Annotated in this window: 18 protein-coding genes; all 18 read right to left on the bottom strand. The window is 70.5% G+C overall.

What is annotated here, in order from left to right; all coding sequences use genetic code 11:
* Window positions 1-87 precede the first annotated feature (87 nt).
* The 18 genes from OG504_RS10965 to OG504_RS11050 all read right to left on the bottom strand — a co-directional run bounded on the left by OG504_RS10965 (window position 88) and on the right by OG504_RS11050 (window position 21,379).
* Window positions 88-930: an NlpC/P60 family protein gene (locus tag OG504_RS10965; RefSeq protein WP_405989622.1), complete on the bottom strand. Its 843-nt coding sequence runs from the start codon at window positions 928-930 to the stop codon at window positions 88-90.
* Window positions 931-1,085: 155 nt separating this feature from the next.
* Window positions 1,086-4,949 carry a helix-turn-helix domain-containing protein gene (locus OG504_RS10970; RefSeq protein ID WP_405989623.1) on the bottom strand — a complete coding sequence of 1,288 codons (3,864 nt, stop codon included), beginning with the start codon at window positions 4,947-4,949 and terminating at the stop codon, window positions 1,086-1,088.
* 165 nt (window positions 4,950-5,114) lie between these two features.
* Window positions 5,115-5,492 carry a hypothetical protein gene (locus tag OG504_RS10975; protein WP_405989624.1) on the bottom strand — a complete coding sequence of 126 codons (378 nt, stop codon included), beginning with the start codon at window positions 5,490-5,492 and terminating at the stop codon, window positions 5,115-5,117.
* A gap of 159 nt (window positions 5,493-5,651) precedes the next feature.
* Window positions 5,652-6,521 carry an ABC transporter permease gene (locus OG504_RS10980; RefSeq protein WP_405989625.1) on the bottom strand — a complete coding sequence of 290 codons (870 nt, stop codon included), beginning with the start codon at window positions 6,519-6,521 and terminating at the stop codon, window positions 5,652-5,654.
* Between the two features lie 32 nt (window positions 6,522-6,553).
* Complete coding sequence (locus OG504_RS10985) at window positions 6,554-7,597, bottom strand: ABC transporter substrate-binding protein (protein WP_405989626.1); 1,044 nt, start codon at window positions 7,595-7,597, stop codon at window positions 6,554-6,556.
* 11 nt (window positions 7,598-7,608) lie between these two features.
* On the bottom strand, window positions 7,609-9,186 hold the full coding sequence (locus tag OG504_RS10990; protein WP_405989627.1) for a carboxylesterase/lipase family protein: 1,578 nt from the start codon (window positions 9,184-9,186) through the stop codon (window positions 7,609-7,611).
* Window positions 9,187-9,231: 45 nt separating this feature from the next.
* Window positions 9,232-9,945 (bottom strand): GntR family transcriptional regulator, encoded by a 714-nt coding sequence (locus OG504_RS10995; protein ID WP_405989628.1) that lies wholly within the window; start codon window positions 9,943-9,945, stop codon window positions 9,232-9,234.
* 61 nt (window positions 9,946-10,006) lie between these two features.
* Window positions 10,007-10,867, bottom strand: coding sequence for an amidohydrolase family protein (locus OG504_RS11000; RefSeq protein ID WP_405989629.1), 861 nt, complete (start codon window positions 10,865-10,867; stop codon window positions 10,007-10,009).
* Window positions 10,868-10,900: 33 nt separating this feature from the next.
* Window positions 10,901-11,875 carry an ABC transporter substrate-binding protein gene (locus tag OG504_RS11005; RefSeq protein WP_405989630.1) on the bottom strand — a complete coding sequence of 325 codons (975 nt, stop codon included), beginning with the start codon at window positions 11,873-11,875 and terminating at the stop codon, window positions 10,901-10,903.
* Window positions 11,876-11,926: 51 nt separating this feature from the next.
* Window positions 11,927-12,796, bottom strand: a complete 870-nt coding sequence (locus OG504_RS11010; RefSeq protein ID WP_405989631.1) for a hypothetical protein — start codon at window positions 12,794-12,796, stop codon at window positions 11,927-11,929.
* Complete coding sequence (locus OG504_RS11015) at window positions 12,793-13,953, bottom strand: DUF3500 domain-containing protein (protein WP_405989632.1); 1,161 nt, start codon at window positions 13,951-13,953, stop codon at window positions 12,793-12,795. Before OG504_RS11015 ends, OG504_RS11010 begins: the two co-directional genes overlap by 4 nt.
* A gap of 13 nt (window positions 13,954-13,966) precedes the next feature.
* On the bottom strand, window positions 13,967-14,857 hold the full coding sequence (locus OG504_RS11020; RefSeq protein ID WP_405989633.1) for a hypothetical protein: 891 nt from the start codon (window positions 14,855-14,857) through the stop codon (window positions 13,967-13,969).
* Between the two features lie 11 nt (window positions 14,858-14,868).
* On the bottom strand, window positions 14,869-16,521 hold the full coding sequence (locus OG504_RS11025) for a thiamine pyrophosphate-binding protein (protein ID WP_405989634.1): 1,653 nt from the start codon (window positions 16,519-16,521) through the stop codon (window positions 14,869-14,871).
* On the bottom strand, window positions 16,518-17,597 hold the full coding sequence (locus OG504_RS11030) for an amidohydrolase family protein (RefSeq protein ID WP_405989635.1): 1,080 nt from the start codon (window positions 17,595-17,597) through the stop codon (window positions 16,518-16,520). Before OG504_RS11030 ends, OG504_RS11025 begins: the two co-directional genes overlap by 4 nt.
* Window positions 17,594-18,475, bottom strand: coding sequence for an HpcH/HpaI aldolase/citrate lyase family protein (locus OG504_RS11035; protein ID WP_405989636.1), 882 nt, complete (start codon window positions 18,473-18,475; stop codon window positions 17,594-17,596). Before OG504_RS11035 ends, OG504_RS11030 begins: the two co-directional genes overlap by 4 nt.
* Complete coding sequence (locus OG504_RS11040) at window positions 18,453-19,088, bottom strand: SRPBCC domain-containing protein (RefSeq protein WP_405989637.1); 636 nt, start codon at window positions 19,086-19,088, stop codon at window positions 18,453-18,455. Before OG504_RS11040 ends, OG504_RS11035 begins: the two co-directional genes overlap by 23 nt.
* Before the next feature lie 84 nt (window positions 19,089-19,172).
* Window positions 19,173-19,979, bottom strand: coding sequence for an ABC transporter ATP-binding protein (locus OG504_RS11045; protein WP_405989638.1), 807 nt, complete (start codon window positions 19,977-19,979; stop codon window positions 19,173-19,175).
* A gap of 215 nt (window positions 19,980-20,194) precedes the next feature.
* On the bottom strand, window positions 20,195-21,379 hold the full coding sequence (locus OG504_RS11050) for a lactonase family protein (protein WP_405989639.1): 1,185 nt from the start codon (window positions 21,377-21,379) through the stop codon (window positions 20,195-20,197).
* Between the last annotated feature and the right edge of the window lie 96 nt (window positions 21,380-21,475).

Here is a 21,475-nt window from a genome sequence, read left to right on the forward strand (position 1 = left end):
GCACGGCCGGGCTCCCCTCACTCGTCAACGGATGTGGCGAGTGTAGGGAAGCCCGGGATGCGGAGCACGCGATTTATCAGGTGCGGGTCAGGTGCAGGTGGGGACGCCGTCCAGCCAGGCCGGTCCCTGGATGTAGATGTTGGTCATCCAGGCCTTGTAGTCGGGCAGGTAGGCCCAGGCGTCGTTGGTGTAGCCGTCCGAGGTGACGGTCTCCGCGTGCTTCTGGCACTCGACGCGGATGCTGGTCGCGTCGGGGAAGGCGTAGACGCGCGTGGCACTGACGGAGGGTGCGGTCTTCGTCCAGACGCCGGTGCCCCAGGTCTGGAAGACATGCCCGGTCACCGCACCGGTGTTGACGCGGACGGCCCCGAAGTAGTCGCCGCCCAGGCGGACATCACTGACCATCAGATGCGTGCCGGACTGCCTCGCCTCGACCATCTTGCCCGCGCCGAGGTAGATGGCGATGTGGTGCAGGTCCGCCGAGTCGCCGTAGGCGAGCAGGTCGCCGGGGAGCAGCGGGGCGAGGCCCTGGGCTGCGGCGAAGCGGGCGGCGGCGCGGGTGGTGTAGTACTGCCGGCTCGCGTCGCCGTTGAGGATGTCGGAGCCGGCGGCCTGGGCGTAGGCGTACCGCACCAGGCCCGAGCAGTCGAAGCCGAGCCGCTCGGGGTCCTGGTTGCTGGCCGGGTCGGTGGGGTCGACCTGGCCGTAGGTGGCGCCGGGTTGGGCGCCGTGGCCGCCGCCCCACGTGTACCAGGTGCCCGCGTCGACCTGGGCGCAGGCCGCGGCGATCGCGCTCTGCGCGGCGGCCGAGGAGCCGGGTGCGAGGACACCGCAGCCGCTGGCCGCCGGTGCGGCGACGGCCGCTGGTGCCCAGAGGAGGAAGGCGAACAGTCCGATGAGTGTGCCGATGATTCCGGTCCGCCGGAGCATGCCGGGACCCCCGTTTTCTGTGGTCCGAAACTGGTCGTGCACCAGCCTGCCGACCCCGGCCCGGCCGGTCGAGGACCCGGCGTCACCCCACCCCGAAGGGCAACGGGAAACCCTGGGGAAACCCCCTCCCACCAGCGGCACTTGGCCCGCCCCGGTCAGGGCTTCGCACACCCGGGAGTGAACGACACGGGCAGTCCGGGCATCAGCGTCTTGCGCTCCTCGGGCCCAATCGCCTTCCGCAGACGGCAGATTCGGGTGAGCCGGTCGCCGAGGTCCAGGTCCCACAGTCGTACGGTCCCGTCGTTGCTGCTGCTCGCGAGGGTCCGGCCGTCGGGTGCGAACGCGACGCCCCACACCGCGTTCGTGTGCCCGGTGAGTGTGGCCCACGGCCGCCGTCCCGCCAGGTCCCAGAGCCGTACGGTACGGTCGCTGCCGCTGCTCCCGAGGAGGGTGCCGTCCGGGGAGAAGGCGAGGCCGCGCACGGATCCGGTGTGGCCGGTGAGGGAGGCCTCGAAGCGGCGGTGGCGGACGTCCCACAGGCGGACCGTGCCGTCGTTGCTGCTGCTCGCGAGGGTCCGTCCGTCGGGGCTGAAGGCCACGCCCCGCACCGCGCCGGTGTGGCCGGTGAGGGTGGCGAGCGGGCGGTGGGTCGCCGTGTCCCAGAGGCGGACGGTCAGGTCGTCGCCCGCGCTGGCGAGGGTGCGGCCGTCCGGGCTGTAGGTGACATCGTTGGCAGAGTCCGAGTGGCCCTTGAGGACGGCGAGTTGACGGTGGCCGTGGACGTCCCAGATGCGGACCGTGCGGTCGGCGCCCGCGGAGGCGAGGGTGCGGCCGTCGGGTGCGAACGCGACGGAGAAGACGTCCCCGGTGTGACCGGTGAGGGTCGCGAGCGCGCGGTGCGAGCGGACGTCCCACAGCCGGACCGTGCCGTCCGACCCCGCCGAGGCGAGGGTGCGGCCGTCCGGGGAGAACGCCACCGAGAACACGCTCTCACGGTGGCCCGTGAACGTCGTCACCACCCGGCGCCGGGCCACGTCCCACAGCCTGACGGTGTGGTCCGCGTCGGCGGTCGCGAGGAGTGTCCCGTCCGGGCTGTACGCGGCCTGCGAGACCTCGGTGAACGGGCGGGCCGTCAGGACCGGTCCACGCAGGTCCCACAGCACCACCGACTGGTCGAAGCCGCCGGTGGCCAGGGTCGTGCCGGTGGAGTTCACGGCGACGGACATCACGTAGTCGGTGTGCCCGGCGAGGATCGCGGCCGGCCGCCCCGTGCGCACGTCCCACAAGCGGGTCGTGCCGTCGCCGCCCGCGCTGACGACCGTGCTGCCGTCGGGTGTGTAGGCGACGGCGTTGACGTCGTCGCTGTGTCCGGTGAGCGTCGCCGTGGACCGGTGCAAGGCCACGTTCCACAGGCGTACCGTCCGGTCGACGCCCCCGGAGGCCACGCTCCGCCCGTCCGGCGCGAACGCCACCCCGAGCACCTCGTCGGTGTGCCCCCTGAGTACGGCGAGGGACCGTCCCCGGTCCGTGTCCCACAGCCGTACGGTCCGGTCGGAGCCGCCCGAGGCCAGGGTCCTGCCGTCCGGGGCGTAGGCCAGCGTGTTGACCCGGCCGGTGTGCCCGACGAGCCGTACCCCGGTCGGCCTGTCGCCGGCGATGTCCCAGAGTTGGACCGTTCCATCGTCACCGGCGACCGCGAGGGTACGGCCGCGGGGGTCGAAGGCGAGGGCGCGGGCGCCGGTGGTGCTCGCGGGCAGCAGGGCCCGCACCCGGTGGTCGGCGGTGCCCCAGATCCGGACCGGTCCATCGCTGGACGTCGCCGCGAGCGCGCCCCCGTCGGGGCTGAAGCCGACCGAACGGACCCGTCCGGGGAAGGTGAGCGTGGCGGTCGTACGGTGATCGCTGGTGCGGCGCAGTTGTACGGTGCCGTATGCGCCGGCCGTCGCGAGGAGCTTGCCGTTCGGTGCGAAGGCGACGGCGTTGACCGGTCCGTGCCGGCCGACGAGGCGCACGGAGAAGGCCTGGGCCTGGGTACTGAGCAGGGCGCCGCGGGCCTCGGGGGTGTGGTCGGCGCGGTAGGCCTCCTCGGCGAGGAGCATCGACGCCTCGGGCTGGCTGCCGGCCAGGGAGGTGGACTGCACGGCGAGGGCCTGGGAGCGGGCGACGCGCTCCTGGTCGAGGGCGCTCGCGCGCTGCTGGTAGGCGAGGCCGCCGGCGGTCACCGCGAGGCCGAGGAGGACGGCGAGGGTCGCGAACAGGGCCTGGCGTAACCGGATCTGGCGCCTCGCCAGATGCTGGCGGGTGTCCTCCTCCGCCTGGCTGGCCTTGAGGAAGGCCTCTTCGCGGGGGCCGAGGCGGCTGCGGCCGTCGAGTTCGTCGGCCCAGGCGCGGACGGTGTCGAGGCGGGTGCCGCGGTAGAGGGCGGACGGGTCGTGGTCCTCGCGCTCCCATTCGGCGGCGGCGTGGGCGAGTTGCTGGTGGATGAGGAGTCCGGCGCGGTCCGCGTGGATCCAGTCGCGCAGCCGGGGCCAGGCGTGCAGCAGGGCCTCGTGGGTGATCTCGACGGTGTCACGGTCCACGGTGATCAGCCGGGCCCGCACGAAGACGTCGAGGGCGGCCGACGCGGCGTCCGCGTCGGCGAGTTGTTCCATCAGGGCGCTGCGGCCTGCGCGGCGCCGGGTCGCGACGGTCCCCTCGTCGGAGACGTGGACGAGCCGGGACAGGACGCGCCGGATGGTCTTCTGCTCGGCCGGGTACAACTGGGCGAACACGGTCTCGGCGGTGCGGGCGATGGCGCCCTGGATGCCGCCGGTGCGCTCGTACCCGGCGACGGTGAGGGTGGTGTCCTCGCGCTGCTGCCAGGTGGCGAGGAGGGCGTGGGAGACGAGGGGCAGGGCGCCGGACGGGGTGCCGTCGGGGGTGTTGGAACGGTCCACGGTGCCCGGTTCGTCGCGCAGGCCGGCGTCGCGCAGGAGGAGGGGGACCAGGCCGGGTTCGAGGGTGACGTCGGCGAGTTCGGCGGGGCGGGTGATGGACGCGCGCAGTTCCGCCACGGACATGGGGAGCAGGACGAACAGTCCGTCGGTGAACACCGGGGCCAGTTCCGGGAGTTCGAGGCAGCGGCCGGTGAAGTCGGCGCGGACGCCGAGCACGACGACGGCGGGGTCCGGGCCGGTGGACAGCGCCCGCAGGACCCGGACGAAGGCCCGTCGCTCGCTCTCGTCGGAGCAGAGGGTGAACAGTTCCTCGAACTGGTCGACCAGCAGCACCGGCAGGACCGGGGGCGGGCGGCGGCCGTCCGCGCCGGGCGGGGCATCCTCCGAGCGGGCGCGGACCGCCTCCAGTAACGCCTCGGGGCGGTCGGTCAACTCCTGTGCGGTGAGGTCGAGTTCGCTGCCGAGGACCTTCGTCGTCCGTTCGAGGAGTTCGTCCAGCGGATGGGCGGTGGGCGTGAGCGCGACCACCGGCCAGCGCTCGGCGCCGGGCATCGGGAAACCGCCGGGGCGGCGTAACGCCGGGACGAGACCGGCGTTCAGGAGCGAGGACTTGCCGGCGCCGGACGGGGCGACGAGCAACAGCGGTCCGCCGCCGACGCGTTGGAAGACCCGCTCGACGAGTGCGGCCGTGGCCCGCTCCCGGCCGAAGAACCAGGCCGCGTCCTGCGAGGTGAACGCCGACAGTCCGCGATACGGACAGGCAAGCGCACCTGTGTCGGTGGCCGACCCCGCGCCGCGCTCCGCCGGGCCGGTCTCGCGCACCAGCCGGAGCAGCTCGCCGTCGGCGCGCAGGATGTGGTCGCACTGGCGGGCCACGTCGACGGTCGCCCGCTTGACGCCGGTCTCGATCTTGCTGAGATAGCCCTTGCTGTAGTGCGTCTGACGTGCGAGATCGGCCAGCGACAGTCCGCGCTCCCGGCGCAGCCGTCTCAGCTGTGCGGGAAAGGACGGCGTGGCCTGTGCGGTGCTTCCCGGCTGGTCGGACCGGTCCACGTCCGCGTCGTCGTACTGCTGATCCCCCAAGGCATCCCCCTGGCACTGGCCTGTCCGGATCGTGGGACGGCGGATGCCCAGGTTACTGCGGGGGTCGGACAGGGAGAGAGGACTTCACCCGGAGTGGCGAAAACGGGACTGCCGGGACCGGTGTGGACCGGTCCCGGCAGTGTTCCCCCGTGGCGAGAGGTCCGGCTACGGCCGGTAGAGAACGATGGAGTTGATGGGCGTGAGGTCCGTGTAGGTCCACTGGTCCTGCGCGAGGTATTCGCCGCAGTTGGTGCCGCCGTAGTTGTTGCACAGGGCGGCGCCGGCGCCGCCGTACTGGTTGTTGAGGACCCAGTGGTACCCGAACTGGTTGCTCAGGTTGTGGGCGCCGTAGCTGGCGTACTGGTTGGTCGGGTGCGGGTTGTCGATCGGGTTGACGCCTTGGGGCCAGATGCAGACGTTGCCCGAAAGACAGCCGTACACCGTGCTGTTGCTCGCGGGCGCGGCCTGGGCGGCGCCACCCATCGCCACCATCGCGGTGGCCGCGGTCGCGAGTGCCGCGAAGGCGCTCAACATCTTGCGCATGTTTCCCCCTAGTGGGTCTCCTGCGGAGTCGCAGGCCGTGCTTCGTGCTGACGGGGATCAGCCTGTCCCGGGGGAGTTCCGGGGTCGACGGGTTTCCCGTTGCCCGTCCGGGAGAGGGCCGGGAAACCCGGTGTGAGCAGGGGGTTCATGCTCCGGCGGTCAACCTGCGCGGCGCTCGGCCGACCGTCGCGGGCTCAGCCCCAGACGCTTGAGGGCGTACGTGTCGAGCCAACTCAACAGGCCGTTGAGGATGAGGGTCATCACCACCAGCACGATCAGGCCGGCGAACTCGGTCGCGGCGTCGAGGTTCATGGCAGAGGTGAACAGTTCGTGGCCGACGCCTTCGGAGGAGGCGATGAACTCGCCGCCGATGACGCCGAGGATCGCGAGCGGGCCGCCGGTCTTGAGGGCGGCGAAGAAGGGGGCGGCGAGGGTGGGGATCGTGACGTAGCCGAGGACGTGGTGGCGGCGGCCGCCCATCACCTGGACGATCTCGACGAGTTCGCGCTCCCGCAGGCGCAGGCCGAGGTAGACGTTGTAGAAGACGACGAAGGACACGCCCGTGACGGCGATGTTGATCTTCGACCAGGGGCCGATGCCGAAGAACAGCAGGAAGAGTGGCGCGAGGGCGATCTTGGGGATGCCGTTGACGGCGGCGACCAGGGGCTCCAGGACCCGGCCCGCGAGCGGGAAGGAGCCCAGGAGGAGGCCCATCACCGTGCCGAGGACCACGCCGATGGCGAATCCGGCGGCCACCTCGATCGACGTCACCCTGATGTCGGTCCACCCGGAGGAGGATCCGAGCAGTTTCCACAAAGCGTGCGACACGTCGGTCGGCTTGCTGACCGCGTACTCCGGTAGGACCGGTCCACTCATCACCTGCCAGAGGACCAGGCAGAGCGCGATCACCGCGAGACGCAGGGCCACCACGATGGCCGTGTCGCGCCAGCGGTCGTTGTTCCTGCGGCGTCGTTCGGTCGCGACCGCGACCTCGGTCGTGCTCTCGGGCGTGTCGGTGGCAGTCGCCATCGTCTGCTCCTTCCGCTTTCTCGCCGGCCGTGTCATGGCAGGTACGTGTTGGTCCAGTCGCTCGTGGTGACCTTGGCTCCGTCGGGGAGCGCGCCTATCGCGTCGATGAAGGCCGTGGTGGTGTTCCAAGTGGCGGCGTCCATCGATGACTTGGCCGGCCAGTCGACCTGTTCGAGGCTGCCTTCGAGGACCTTGGCCGGTACGCCGGGCAGCGCCTTCTGCGCGACGGCCAGCACGGTCTTGTCCTGTTTGTCGGCGAGGTGGGTCCGCATGTAGGCGGTGCCCTGCTGGACGGCCGTGACGAACTTCTTCGCGATGTCGGCGTGCCCGCTCGCGTAGCTCTTCTGGGCCACCACGAACTGGCTGTATCCGGAGTGCGCGGCGTCCCATTCGGGGACCGTCAGGGGCGTTGCCACGACGATGCCGTCGCCGGAGTCCGCGATCTGCAGGGGCAGCGGTTCCGAGGTGACGAACCAGTCGATCTCGTGGTTGTTGAGCGCGGCCTTGTCGGCGGCCGGGCTGGGCAGCGACACCCACTTCAGCTTGGTGGGGTCGACGCCGTGGGACTTGAGGAAGATCCCGGCCTCGGCCTTGGTGTTGGCCGAACTGGCGCCCGCGGTGGAGTCGGCCAGCGTCTTGGCGACATCGGCGGCCGGGGTGGCGGCGGTCAGGTCGTGGTCCTGGGCGAACTTCTTGCTGACGACGAGCCCGAGCGGATTGCCCAGCCCGTCCGCGGCGAGCGCGGTCTCCGGAAGGCCCTTGGACAGCGCGGTCACGAACCCCGTCGGGCTGTCGTGGAGGAACTGCACGGAGCCCGCCTGGAGGGCCGAGGGTCCGGTCGCGGCGGTCAGCGTCACGTACTTGATCTTGAGCCCCTGCTTGCGGAAGTAGCCGTTGGCGTCGGCCACTTTGAGGGGCAGGTCGAAGATGTTGCCACCGGTGCCGACCGTCACGGTGGTGAGTCCGTCGGCGCTCGCCGAGGAGTCGCCGCCGCACGCGGTCAGCAGGGCCGTGCCGAGCGCCATGGTGGCCGCCAGCGCGACGGCGGTACGGGTGTCCGCGGTGCGTAGTCTCATGAGGTCTCCAGTCACCATGCCTGCTGCGTACGGAAGAAGCGCTTCCAGAAGTCGAGCCGGGCGGGCTCCGCGACCGGGACCGGTCCAAAGCCCTCGCCGACCTGCATGACCGTCGCCGAATCGGGGGTGTAGGGCGGCCAGTTCGGCAGTCCGGGTCCGTTGGGGTCGCCGGTGGCGACGAAGTTGGCCCAGTAGCCGGACATGGTCGCCGCGACGGACCGGTCCTCGGCTGTCCACTCGGCGTCGTCCTGGTCGAGGTTGTCGAGGACGAAGTCGATCTCGGAGCTGTGCGAGGCGCGCCGCGGGTCCTGCCCGCGTGCCGGGGAGCGGTGGGTCCAGAAGTACGTGTAGACCGGGCGGTCAGCGTGTCTGGTCCAGTCCGTGCCCCAAAGGAACGTGGACATACGGGCGTTGTCGCGCACGGCCGCACTGTGGGCGCGGCCCGCCGCGTCGTCGTCGGCCGCCGGGTACAGCCGCAGGAACTCGTCGGCCATCCCGCCGAACTTCCGCCGGGCCGCGGCCTCGTAGTCGTCGAGGGTGACGTGGACGGGTGGCATGCCCGGTCGCCAGGCCTTCTTGCCGGCCGTGCGGTAGGCGGCGAAGGTGCTCTCGGGGACGGCTCCGCTCTCGTCTCTGTTGTTGCCGGCGAGGTAACCGACGTTGTTCTGACGGCCTTTGGCGTACGTCTCGTCGTAGCCGGCGGGGAGTACCCACCCGTCGACGACGGGCCGGAACAGCGGTGGCTTCGCCGAACTGCCGGTCTCCACCAGGGAGTCGACGGCCGCGTCCCCGTCGACGAGCTTCTGCCAGGGCAGTGACCGCAGCCGCGTGAGGGAGGGCCCGCCGCGTTCCTCGGCGTACCGTGCGCCCGCGCTCTCGGCGTCGGGCAGCGTGCGGTACGACGTTGCCAGGTACCGGAGTTCGGGGTCGCGCGCGTGGCGGGCGTGGCTCTGGGCGACAGCTCGGTGGAACAGGCCCTGGGCGAGGGGGGACATGGCCAGGAAGTTGACCGCTCCTGCCCCTGCGGATTGTCCGGCGATGGTGACGCGGTCGCGGTCGCCGCCGAAGTTGGTGATGTTGTCGCGGACCCAGCGCAGGACGGCTATGCAGTCGAGGAGGCCGTAGTTGCCGGAGGCGTGGTGGCCGGACTCGGTACTGAGCTCGGGGGTGGCGAGGAAACCGAAGGCGCCCAGGCGGTAGTTGAAGGTGACGACGACGAGTCCTTTGCGGGCAAGGGCCTCGCCGTCGTAGCGGGGGCTCGCACCCGTGCCGACGCGGAAGCCGCCGCCGTAGATCCAGACCAGGACCGGGCGGCGCTCCTCGGTGGAGGTTGCACCGGTCCAGATGTTCAGGTTCAGGCAGTCCTCGCTCATCGGAAGGTCGATGCCAGCGATCTCGCTGTTGGGGGCCTGGGGGCACATCGGGCCGAAGGCGCGGGCCACTCGCACACCGGGCCAGGTCGGCGGGGGCTGGGGCGGGCGCCAGCGCAACTCCCCCACCGGGGGCGCCGCGTAGGGGATGCCGCGGAACACGGTGAGCGCGTGGTCGCGGCCCGGTATGCCCTCCACCAGCCCTGCTTCGGTTTCCACTGGGTGGCGCATGAAGACCCTTTCTCGTGTGCGGCGAGCGGTCGGTCAGTCGGTGGCGTGGGCGGGGCTGTCGCGGGCGGAGCGCAGCAGGAGTGCCTGACGGGCGGAGGCCACGTGGTGGCGCATCGCGGCGACGGCCGCATCCGGGTTGCGGGTGACGATGGCGAGGAGGATCGCCTGGTGCTCCTCCAGCGAACCGGCGCGCGGGTGCGGGGCGGAGAGGTTGCGGTACTGGCGCATGACGAGCGGGTAGAGCAGCGTGTCGTAGGCCTTGGCGAGGGTCTGCTGGTGGGCGGCCTGTTTGACCTGCTGGTGGAAGAGGCGGTTGCCGCGCGAGTAGGCGGCCTGGTCGCCGCGTGCCTTGCAGTCCTCCATCTCCCGGAGGGTGGCGCGGAGTTGGGCGATCTCCTCGTCGGTGGCGCGTTCGGCGGCCTTCCCGGCGAGGGCGGACTCCAGCGTCTCGCGTGCCTCCAGGATGTCCGCGGCCTCCTCGACGGAGAAACTCCTGGTGCGGACACCGCGGTTGACCTCGCTGGTGACGTAACCCTCCTGGGTCAGCCGGACCAGCACCGCCCGCATGGTGCTGCGCGAGACGTTGAACATCCTGGTCAGGTCGGCCTCGGTGAGCCGGGTGCCCGGCTCGACGCTGCCCGACAGGAGCAGCGAGCGCAGTCCGTCGTAGGCCTGGCTGTGCCGGGTGGGCGACGTTCGGCCCGGATCCACGACGTCGTCGTAACCGCTGATGTCCACCTTGATCACCTGTGTGTTCTCGGAAGGGTTGCCGGCCGCTGATGTCGGCCGTCCCGGGAGTATGTCCCGTTCAGGCGCCTTGTTCGGTCAGCCCGGGGTACAGCCGTCGTGCCGTTCCGGCGAAGATCGCCTGCCGGGCGTCCGTGGGAAGTACGGCGAGGACGTCTTCGGCGAGTCGCAGCAGTTCGGGCAACGACTGTTCTGCGGCCGGGCAGTTGGAGCCCCACGCGATCCGGTCGGCGCCGAACGCTGCCACGACGGGTTCGAGGAAGTCGGCCGCCGCGTCCCCGGCGTCGTACAGCCGTTCCAGATTGCGGTGGGTGAGTTTCAGGAACAGGCCCGGATGCTGGGCGAGTTCGGCGACATCGGCACCGGCGCGGGCGGGCGAGGCGGCGATGTCCGGGTAACCGATGTGGTCGAGGAGGACCCGTACGTCCGGGAACCGCTCCAGCACCTGCCGGAGTTGCTTGGTCGCCGCCCCGAGCCGCATCTGCAGACAGACGGTGATGTCCAACTCCCCTGCCCGGCGCCAGAATTGATATGTCTCGGGGGCGGCGAACCACTCCCCCTGCGTCGGCACCGTGCTGCCGCTGGTGAACAGCCGCACCCCGGCGAGACCTCCGTCGCCGACCGCGTTCGCGAGGATGTCGGAGGCGTCCGGCCGCAGCGGGTCGAACGTACCGACGGCGACGAAACGTCCGGGGCGACTCCGGCAGCTGTCGAGGACGTAGGAGTTGTCGTAGCCGTAAGCCGTGGTGGCCTGGACGAGTACAGCCCGGCCGATGCCCGCCTCGTCCATGCGGGTCACCATCCCGGCGGCGGTCACCGGCCGGGACTCGGCCCACGCCGACTGCTTGCCGCCGATCGGCGCCCGCGGGTACCGGGCCTGGTCCTCCGAGATGATGTGACAGTGTGCGTCGACCACGTCCATGGTCCAACTCCCTTGTGCGGTACGTCGTTTCGGTCAGGCGCCGGGATGCTCGCCGGCGGCGAACAGGGCGTGCGGGTCGGTGGGGAAGTCCGGGTCGAGGAGGCCCTGGTCCCGGCAGAACCGCACGAGCGCGGTGAGGCTCGGCTCGTTGGCGTCGATGCCGTAGGGGACGGGGTCGCCGTCGATCTGCCGTGCCTGTCGGGCGAAGCGCGGCTGCGCCAACCAGTCGGGATCGGCGGCGAGTTGCTTCCGCTTGCTGTCGACGAAGGCCGTGTAGAGCTTGGCGGGGAGGTCGGGGTCGCGTTCGACGAGGTCGGAGCGGAGCGCGATGAGGGAGTGCAGCGGGTAGACGCCGCTTCGCAAGTACCAGTCCACGGCCAGGACTTCGGCGTCCGGGAAGAGCGGATACGGGCCGTCGCCGACCCCCTCGTCCGCCGCGGCCCAGCCCGCCCGGGGTGCGCCCGCCCGGCCGGTGCCGGCATTGCCGGTGAACGCGGCGTCGATGTCACCGGCACGCAGCAGCTCACCCAACGACCGTCCGTCCGCGACCCGTTCGACGTTCGGCGGGGTACGGCCCTCGATGTGGTCGTCGTCGTCCACCACCCAGGTGATCTTCTCGACGTCCACGCCGTACTGCTCGCTCAGGATGCCGCGCACCCACACCCCGGTGGTCACCGTGTACGCGCGGACCCCGACCCGGCGCCCCTCCAGGTCGCGGGGCACCCGGATGCCCGAGTCCTCGGCGCACTGCACGTCGCCGTGGTGGAAACGGCGGTTGAGGAACACCGGGATCGCGGTGAGCGGGACGCCTTCCTGTCTGGCCATCAGGTAGGAGACGGGGGCGAGTTCGCACACGTCGAACTCCAGGTCGCGGATCATCCGCCGGTAGGCGCCGATGACCGGCCTGACCTCGACCGGTTCGATCCGGTACCCGTCCACCTCGACCTCGCCGTCGAGGAGCGCCTGCCCGTGCGGGTACTCCCCGAGGGCCACCGAGAGCTTCTGCATTCCCTGCCTTCCGTTCCATGGATGTGTGGGCCACGGCCGTTCGCCCAGGTGTCAGCCGCCGAGTCGCGCGGGATCCACCCCGAGGGCGGCGCAACTCCCCTCCACCAGCTCGTCAAAGGGGACGGGCCGGGGCAACACACCCTGCTCCAGGGCGAATTGAGCGGCCTGCGCGACCGGGCCACGCAACGCCTCGAAGCCGACGGGGCTGAAGTCCACGGGGCTGGTCGGCGGGAGCGCGGCGCGCATCGCGTCGTAGGCGGCGCAGAGGGCGGCGGAGTGCTCGCGGGCGGCTGACGCGGTGATCCCGACGACGTGGTTGACGGGGGCGAACCCCTTGGTGAGCGCCCACTGTTGAGCGGCGTCGGACGCGTCCGGGATCGTGGTGCGGATACGGTCGTCGGCCGGGAGTTCGTTGCCCATGATCCCGAAGTCGAGGCGCCCTTCGAGGAAGTCCGCCTGGAGCCGGGCGCCTTCGGGGGCCCGCTTCACCCAGGCCGGGTCCTCGTGCTCGTCGACGTGGCCGTCCTCGTACACGACCCAGTCGACGCTCCGCAGGTCGACCCCGTACCGCTCGCTCAGGAAACCGCGCACCCACACGCCGGTGGTCTGGCTCCAGGAGCGGACGCCGACGGTGCGGCCCTCGATGTCGGCGACGGTCAACTCACGGCAGGTGACGAGGGTTTGGTGCTGGTGGCGGCCGAGGGTGGTGACCGGGAGCAGCACGAGAGGTTTGCCGTGGGCGACGGCCTGGAGCAGCGTGACGACCGCCAGCTCGCAGAGGTCCACGTCCCTGTCGTTGACGAATCCGCGCGAGGCCTTGTGCACGGGCCGTACGTCGAGCCGTTCGAGGTCCGTGCCGGTGGCGCGGACGGCGGTCTCCGCGGCGGCCGCGAGGTCGTCGCGGCCCAGAACCATCTTCATCCCGTGCTCCTCTTCCGATGGAACCGCTCGTGGTGCCGGCGCAGCAGGTCGGTCCCGTAGTCATTGCCGTTCGGGGTGCGGACCACGGTGTGGATGTGCTTGCGCGAGGGCACATCGTTGTCGAACATGACCCCGGCCTGATGCTCGAACTCGACGAGGATCACCGGGCTGTGGAGGCGGTAGTAGAAGGCGCTGTCCGGTGCGCCGTCGCCGATCCAGGCGAAGCGGGTGTCCGCGAGGTGGGCGGTGACCTCGTCCATGCGGACCCGTGCGTGGCCGTCGGCGGCGCGGTTGACGTAGAGGCCCATGAGTTCCGCCGCGATCGCGCGCTGGCCCGCAGTCAGTTCGCTCAACGGCAGGCCCCGGTGTGCGAGTTGGAAGTTGTCGCGGAAGGCGCCGACGAACAGGTCGGGCGGCAGCTCGTCCGCGATCACCGCCCGCTCCCGCTGACGGCGCGTCAGGGTGGTGAACAGCTCCTGTCCTACGGCCTCTTCGCGCCGGAATGCGGTCGTTCCGGCGTACTTCCCGGACGTGGCGGTCACCGGTTCGGCGCCCAGGAAAGTGGGCGTCAGCACCATCTGGTCGCCGACGAAGACACAGTTGACGTTGACGTGGTGGCCGTCGAGCTGCCAACCCCAGGGGCCGCCGTTCTCGGGCTCGCCGTAGACGCTGAACCAGTACAACCACTCGTTCAACAGGTCCTCCTCACCGCGGAGTTCGCCGATGGTGAGGTTGAGGTGCATCAGGTCGACGACCTGGGTGTAGCCGTGGACGCTGAGACTGGCGCGGACGAGGTCCAGGGCGCGGTGCCGTTTCTCGTCGTCGAAGTCCTCCAGGCACACGCCGTGGCGGAGGAAGTACCTTGCTCCGTTGGCCCAGTGACGCCATGTCACGTCGTCGATGGGGAACCTGGCGGCGGCCAGTTGCGCCGGCGAGAGTGCGGCGAGATAGTCCTCCGCCGCCTTCCGTACCCCGCTGACGTCCACGCCGGTGTCGCGCAGAGGGAAGAGGCCTGGGCGCGGGCCCTCCGGTGTGGTCACTCCGCGGAAGGGTTCGGCTGCCGCGCGACGGCGCCAGTCGACCTTCGCGAGGAGGTCCGGTGTCCAATGGTCGGGGCGCCGGGTGGGGGCGCTCGGTCGGTGTCGTAGTCCTGTCATCGCTGCCCTCCTCTCAGCTTCCTCGGACGAACGCGGTTTCCTTCTCGATCGCGCCCACGTCCACGGGGGTGCGCACGAGCTCCTGTTCCAGGGCGTAACGCCCGGCGATCTCGAGGCAGTCGGCGAATGGAACGGTCCAGCCAGCGGCTACCGCGCGGCCGGCCGGTGAGTCGTCGCGCTCCCGCGCGGTGGCGGCGATGGCGTCCTTGAGCGCGCGGTACAGGGCGAGTACCGCCTCCGGCTGGGACCGCAGGACGTCGTCGCGGACGACGACCACATGATTGGCGGGAACGGTCCCGTGGCGGTCGATCCAGGCGAGGCCGGCCGCCTCGGCGTCGGGGATCAGCGGGACGAGGCCCGCGCCCTGGCCGCCGATCGCGCGCGGCCCGAGCACAGCAGCGTCGACCTCGCCTCCGCGCAGCAGATCGGCTACGCGCCCGGCCTGGGACCGTTCCACGTAGGCCGGTTCGTGGTACTGGGCGACGTGGGGTTCCTCGGTGGTGACCCAGGTGACGTCGGAGGATTCGACGCCATACTCCTCGCGCAGGATGCCGCGCACCCACAGGCCGGTGGTCTGGCTGTAGGAGCGCACGCCCACCCGACGGCCGATGAGCCCGCCCGGAGTGAGATCCGGACCGTCCGGGAGTCGAGTGAGTGAGCGGTGGTGGGTGCCGCCGATCATCACGACCGGAAGCAGGGTGATCGGGACGCCGGCCTCGCGGGCCTGGAGGTAGGTGGCGAGGGCCAACTCGCACACGTCGTACTCCAGTTGGCGAACCATACGGGCGAAGGACGGGTACAGCGGGGAGGCCTCGACGAAGCGGCAGTCGCCGCCCAGGACCGGGGTCTGCTTCAGATAGCGGGTGTGCGGGTAGTCGCCCAGCAGGACGGTCAGCGGTGTCATCGGTGCCCGCCTCATACGTCCTCGCCGTACATGAGGCGGCGGTAGGGGACGCTCAGTACCTCGCGGGTGATGCGGACGTCGATCACGGTGGGGCGGGGCGAGCGCACGAACTCCGCGACGGCAGCGGTCAGTTCGGCCGGGGTGCGGACCGTGGCGCCTCCCCCGCCGAGGGCCACCGCGACCGGGCCGAGTTCCGGGGTCGGGATCAGGGCGAGGTTCGGGTCGAGGCCCTTGGAACGGGACTTGTGGTACTCGGCGCCGAGTCCCTCGTCGTTCATGACGACGACCAGCAGCGGGATGCCATAGCGGCAGGCCGTCTCGAACTCGGAGAGATGCATGAGGAAGCTGGCGTCGCCCTCCACCACAAATCCGGGCCGCCGTCCCTCGGCGACCAGTCGGCCGATCGCGAGGAGCGGGGCCTGGCCGATGGCGCCGAACATGCCGTAGTTGGAGAGGACTTCGCGGGAGCGCTGGAACAGCATGGTGCCGAAGTCGACTTGGTGCCCGCTGCCGAGCACCAGGCCCATCTCGCCGGGGAGTTCGTCGTCGAGGATGCGGATCGCCTGACGCGGGTCCATACGGCCCGGTTCGCTGACGTACGACGCCGGGGGTTGGAGCGGTTCGGCGAGGCGGCGCAGGACGTCGTCGGTGTGGAAGCCGTCGAGCTGGACCGAGCGCTCCTCCAGCGCACGGCTCAACTCGCCCACGGCGGTGACCGCGTCGGCCTGGATGTAGCAGTCGGCGCCCCTGCCGTTGCCCATCACGATGTGCGGGGAGACGTCGATCTGGATGTACCGGGCGTCGGGGAAGAGGTAGCCGTGCTCGATGGTGTAGCTGTTGAGGCTGGCGCCCACCGCGATCACACAGTCGGCCTCCTGGAGGAGTTCCGTGGCCGTCTTGCTGCCGAACAGTCCGGCGAGGCCGACGTGGTAACGGGTGCTGTCGCACAGCCAGTTCTTCGCCTGGAGGGTGGTGGCGAGGAGGGCACCGGTCCGCTGCTGGAGGGCGAGCACCTCACCGCCGGCGCCCGCGCGACGCGCCCCGCGTCCGGCGACGATCACCACGCGCTTGCTCGCCCGGACGATGTCGCAGGCCGCGGCGATCCGGGCCGGGTCGGGCAGCAGGCGGGGGCTGTCGAGGAGGGCGAGGGAGGGGACGTACTCGTCGGCGTCCTCCAACTCCCCTTGCTGGATGTCGATCGGGGCGCTCAGCATCACCGGCCGTGACTCGGTTCGGGCCTGGTAGAAGGCGCGCTGTACGGCGTCCTGGGCCTGGTCGGGGCGGGAGAGGTGGACGAAGCCGCACTCGACGGCGGCGGCGAAACGGCGCTGGTCGAGGTACTGCACGGCGCCCTGGTCGCCCCAACTGGTCTCGCCGCAGAAGGCGACCAGCGGGGTGCGGGCGCGGTTCGCGACGATCATCGAGGTGGCCAGCTGCGAGGTGCCGGGGCCGCTGGTCGTCGTAACGACCCCTGGACGGCCGGTGGTTCGGGCCCAGCCGTCGGCCATGCCGAGGCCGGAGCCTTCGTGGCGTACCTCGTAGAGCCGGACGCCGCGCCGGTCGAGGGCGTTCATCCAGTGCATGTTGGCGTCGCCCATCATGCCGAAGACGTCGCTGGTGCCCTCCTTGACGAACGCCTCGGCGAGGGCTTCGTAGGCCTTCAATTCCCGGCCTCCTTCGGGGTGTTGGACTGGGCTGAGTCAATGGACACGGACTTGAGCACGCCCTCCAGGCGGCCGAACACGCGCTGCGCGTTGCCGCCGTAGATCGCACGCCGGTCGGTGTCGCTCAGCGTGTCGAGGGAGTCGAGGAGGTACTTCGTGTCGTCGAAGCGGTGCCCGGTCTCGGGGTCCACGCTGCGGACGGCGCCGATCATCTCCGAGGCGAAGAGGATGTTCTCGGCGGGGATCACGTCGACGAGGAGTTGCATGCCGCGCCGGTGGTACACGCAGGTGTCGAAGTAGACGTTGCGCAGGACCGCTTCCTCCAGCGGGGGCCGGCCCTGGTCCTGCATGACGCCCCGGTAGCGGCCCCAGTGGTAGGGGACGGCGCCGCCGCCGTGCGGCAGGATCAGCTTCAGGGTCGGGAAGTCGGCGAACAGGTCGGACATGCACAGCTGCATGAACACCGCGGTGTCGCCGTTGAGGTAGTGCGCACAAGTCCCTTGCATAGCAGGGTTCCTGGACATCGCGACATGCACCATCGCGGGGACGTCGAGTTCGACGAGCTTCTCGTAGAGCGGGTAGTACACCGGGTCGGTGAGGGGCGGTGCCTGCCAGTAGCCGTCCGAGGGGTCGGGGTTGAGGAGGCAGCCGACGAAGCCCAACTCCTCGACACAGCGCTCCAGTTCGGTGACCGAGTTGCGCACCGAGGCGGGCAGCGCGTCCCCCGGTGACTGGGGCAGCTGGCACACGCCGACGAACCGGCCCGGGAACAGGCCGCACACCCGGGCGATCAGGTCGTTGCTGACCCGGGACCAGTCGAGGCTGGTGCGTTCGTCGCCGTAGTGGTGGGCCATCTTCCCGGCGCCCGGGGAGAACAGCCCAAGGTCCGTGCCGCGCTCCAGCTGGAGCTTCAACTGCCCTTGTTCCACCGCGTACTTGATCTCGTCGTCGGTGATGTGCAGGTCGTCGGGTGACACGCGGGCACCCGATTCCTCGAAGGCGCGGATCTGCCGTTCGCGCCAACTGCCCAGCGCGGGTGGGGCGGTGGTGAAGTGCCCGTGGCTGTCGATGATCACTGGAGTCCCTCCCTTCCGGAGGTGCGGGCGGTCAGGGCACGGCCCAGTTCGAGGCCCGGATACGAGCGCACCGGCGCCGACATCAGGAAGCGGTAGCCGTCGTCGAGCACCTGCTTGACGTTGTCGGCGGTGACATGCGGATGGCCGACGGCGACACCGCGCTTCCCGCACACGTCGAGGACGCGGCGCTTGCACTCCAGGACCCGCGGATGCTCGTATTGACGCGGTACGCCCAACTCCTGGCTCAGGTCGCCCTCTCCGATCAGGATCAGGCCGATGCCCGGGACCTGGTCGAGGATGTCCGGGAGGTTCTCGATGCCGCGCCGGTCCTCGATCATGAGGGCGACGAGGACCTCGCCGTCCGGGTCGAGCGGCCAGACGTCGCTTCTCCTGTAGTACTCGGCGTTGGTGATGCCCCAGTAGCGGGCCGCCGCGCCCGGGCTGTCGCCGCGCAGGCCTGCGGGCTCGTGGCGGGGGCTGCCGGGCAGGCTCGGGTAGCGGCAGGCCGCGACCGCGTTGCGGGCCTCGTCCACGGTGGTGACGTGCGGCCAGACGACCCCGTACGCGCCCAGGTCGAGAACCTGTTTGGCGTGCCACTGCGCCTTCTCGCCGCCGTTGGCCGGGATCCGCACGAGCGGGGTGACGGCGGGTGCGAGGCTGTCGGCGGCGTGGATCTGACGGCGGTTCAGAAGGTACTGGAGGCTGTCCCGCAGGGCGGTGACGTCCCAGGGTTTGTGCTCGGTCTCGAAGACCAGGCCGTCGTAGTCGGTGGTGCTGAACTCGACGGCGGACGCGGGGTCGGGCGCGGCGAAGGAGGCGAAGGCATGGCGTCCCGACTCCAGTGCGCCGATCACGTTATTGAGCCTGGCCGGGGTCATTGCCTGCCTCCTTGGTCGCCGAAGACGCGGTTGTCGCTGTCGTTGTCGCCGATTCACCTGCTGGTGAGGGTCTCTGACGCCGACTCAGAAGCCGTGTCCACCAGGCGCGCAGGCGGCCGAGCAGTCCGGTGGGCGATGGTGGTGCGAGCTGTTGGGGGGTGTCGGGTGCGCACCGCTGAATGAGCTCCGCCGAGAACTCCCGGGTCATCCGCGAGACCATCGCGCCGGCGCCGGACTCGACCAACGGGGCGAGCCTGCCGTTGAGTTGGACCTCGCCCAGCACGCTCACGCGTGCGTCGCCCGGCCCTTCTCCCTCGGTCACCCGGAACTTGGCGCGGGCGGTGAAGCGGGTGCCGCCCTGGCCGTCCTTGCCGCGGGCCGAGAGTCGGCCCTCCCGGTCGGACTCGGTGAGGTCCAGAGCCACTCTGGCGGCGAATCTCACCTTCATCGCCCCGAACTTGACGACGAGGGTTCCGTCGAAGGAGCCGTCGTCGTGGGCCTCGCCGAGTTCGGCGCCGTTGATGCAGGCGACGACCTCGGAGGGGTCCGAGACGATCTCCCAGACGCGATCCGGTGGACTCGGTACGGCGATCTCTTCAGCGATCGATATCAACGCTGGGCACCTCGCAGGGCGGGTTGACGAACCGTCAGGTGAAGGCACGCTTCCGAAAGCGCGGCAGGACGAACGCGGTTGGGCCTACGCGCCGGCGTCCGACGTCTGCAACTGGGACTTGAACAGGCTCCACAGGTCGTTGTAGAGCTCGGAGAACTCGCGGGACTCGACGAGGGAGCCGATGCTGCGCGGCCGTTCGAAGGGGACGGGCAGCACCCGGCGGATCGTGCCGGGGCCGTCGGACATCACGATGACCTCGTCGGCGAGGTAGATCGCCTCGTTGAGGTCGTGCGTGACGAAGACGAGCGTGCCGCCGCGCTCGCCCTCCCAGAGGTTGAGCAGGTCCTGCTGGAGCTTGAGCCGGGTGATGGCGTCCAGCGGTCCGAAGGGTTCGTCCATCAGCACGATGGACGGGTTGTAGATGAGGGCGCGGGCGATCGCGCAGCGTTTCTGCATGCCGCCGGACAGCTCGCGGGGGTAGTGGTCCTCGAATCCGGTGAGGCCGACGACCTTCACCCAGTGGGCGATGCGTTCCTCCCGCTCGTCCTTGGGGACCTTGCGGAACTTCAGGGCGAGTCCGATGTTGGCCCGGACGCTCAGCCAGGGCAGCAGGTTGGCCTGCTGAGTGACGTACGCGGCCTCGGAGTTGACGGCGGTCACCGGTTCGCCGTCGAAGTGGACGCGGCCCAGGGTCGGGGCGAGGAGTCCTGCGGCCAGGTTGAGGATGGTGCTCTTGCCGCAGCCGCTGGGTCCGATCACGGCGACGAACTTGCCTCGCTCGACCTGGAACGACACGTCCTCGATGGCCGGCCGCCGGCTTCCCGGGAACTGAAGGGTGACATGGTCGAAGCGGAGAGCTTCGGAGTGAGGTGGGCGCTGATTGTTCGACAACTTGGTCTCCTTGCCCGGCCTACATGTAGGGGTTGGGGGGAGGGTGAACCTTCGCTCGCTTCGGATTGTCCGACAAGCGATGCAGTGAACGTAACAGTGGCGACCCACGGCGGCAAGAAGTGTGCAGCAAGAACGTGCCGGCTCTTCATCCTCAAGATCCTTGCCGCACATGATTGTTGGACAATCACGTGCGGCCGGATCTCCAGGTGCGGACCTCAGCGTGCGCAGACGGCGACGCAGTCGGGGTTCGGTATCGGGAGGGAGTTCCCGGTGCCGGTCAGCAGACCGGAGCGGAGGTCGACGGCGAACACGTCGAGGGTGCTGCTCGCCTCGTTGGCGACGAACAGCCAGCGCCCGCTCGGGTGCACGGAGAAGCTCCAGGGCTTCAACCCCCCGCAGGGGATGCGCTGGAGGAGGGAGAGCAGCCCGGTCCGCCGCTCGACCGCGTACACAACGAGCGTGTTCTCGCCGCGACTTGAGGCGTAGACGAAGCGGCCGTCCCGGCTGATGGCCAACTCGGCGCCGCTCTTGGTGCCGGTGAAGTCCGGTGAGTCTATGGCAAGATTCTGACGCTGCGTCAACTGCCCGGATCTGCCGTCCCAGTCGAGGAGTTGGAGCTCCGCCGTCAGCTCGGTCAGCAGATACGCCTTGCGTCCGTCGGGGTGGAAGACGACCCGTCTCGGGCCTGCGCCGGCGTCGGTGGCGTAGGTGCCGGGTCCGCTCTCGCCGGACGACAGCGCACCCGTCGTACCGTCGAAGCCGTAGACGAAGACGCGGTCGGCGCCGAGGTCCGGGACCAGGGCGTGGCGGCGGCCCGGGGCCACGACGACCTCGTGCGGGTGCGGGCCCAACTGCCGTGGGCTGGGCCCCGATCCGGTGTCGGCCACGACCGAGACCGGTGCGCCGAGACCGCCGTTCCGGTGGATCGGGAGGGAAACGGCAAGCCCCGCCTCGAAGTTGGCGACGAGCAGGGTGCCGGAGGGGCGGTCCACGCCGAGGTACGACAGTCCGCCGCCGGCCGTCCCTCCGCCGTCCGTGCTCGCCTGCCCCGTCTCCGTGAGCGCGCCCGTCGCGCGGTCGACGGTGAGGACGTGGACGATTCCGCCGTCCAGTTGGCTGCCGACGTAGAGGATCGGACGGTCGGGGTGTGCCGTCACCCAGCCCGAACTGACCTGGGCCACCGGCCCGTTGGACGTCAGGGTTCCTTGGACGGGGTCGAAGCCGACCCCGTAGACCTGACCGCCGTTCCAGGTGCCGACGTAGAGAAGATCGGGTCTCACCTGCGGTGCGGCCTCGGCGCTCGGTGCCGCGACGGTCAGCGGCACGGTTGCCGCGGTCGCCGTCGCCGCCATGGCGCCCAACATCGTTCTGCGGGACAGAGCCCCTTTGATCTCGACCATGGGAAGCAACAGTTGTCCCGATGTGCCGCAGCGTCCACATCGTGTACGAAGCTGTGCGTGCGGGCGCTGCAACCTAAGGTTGCGTGATGGCCGGGG

The organism is Streptomyces sp. NBC_00986 (genome assembly GCF_045162565.1).
GTDB lineage: Bacteria > Actinomycetota > Actinomycetes > Streptomycetales > Streptomycetaceae > Streptomyces.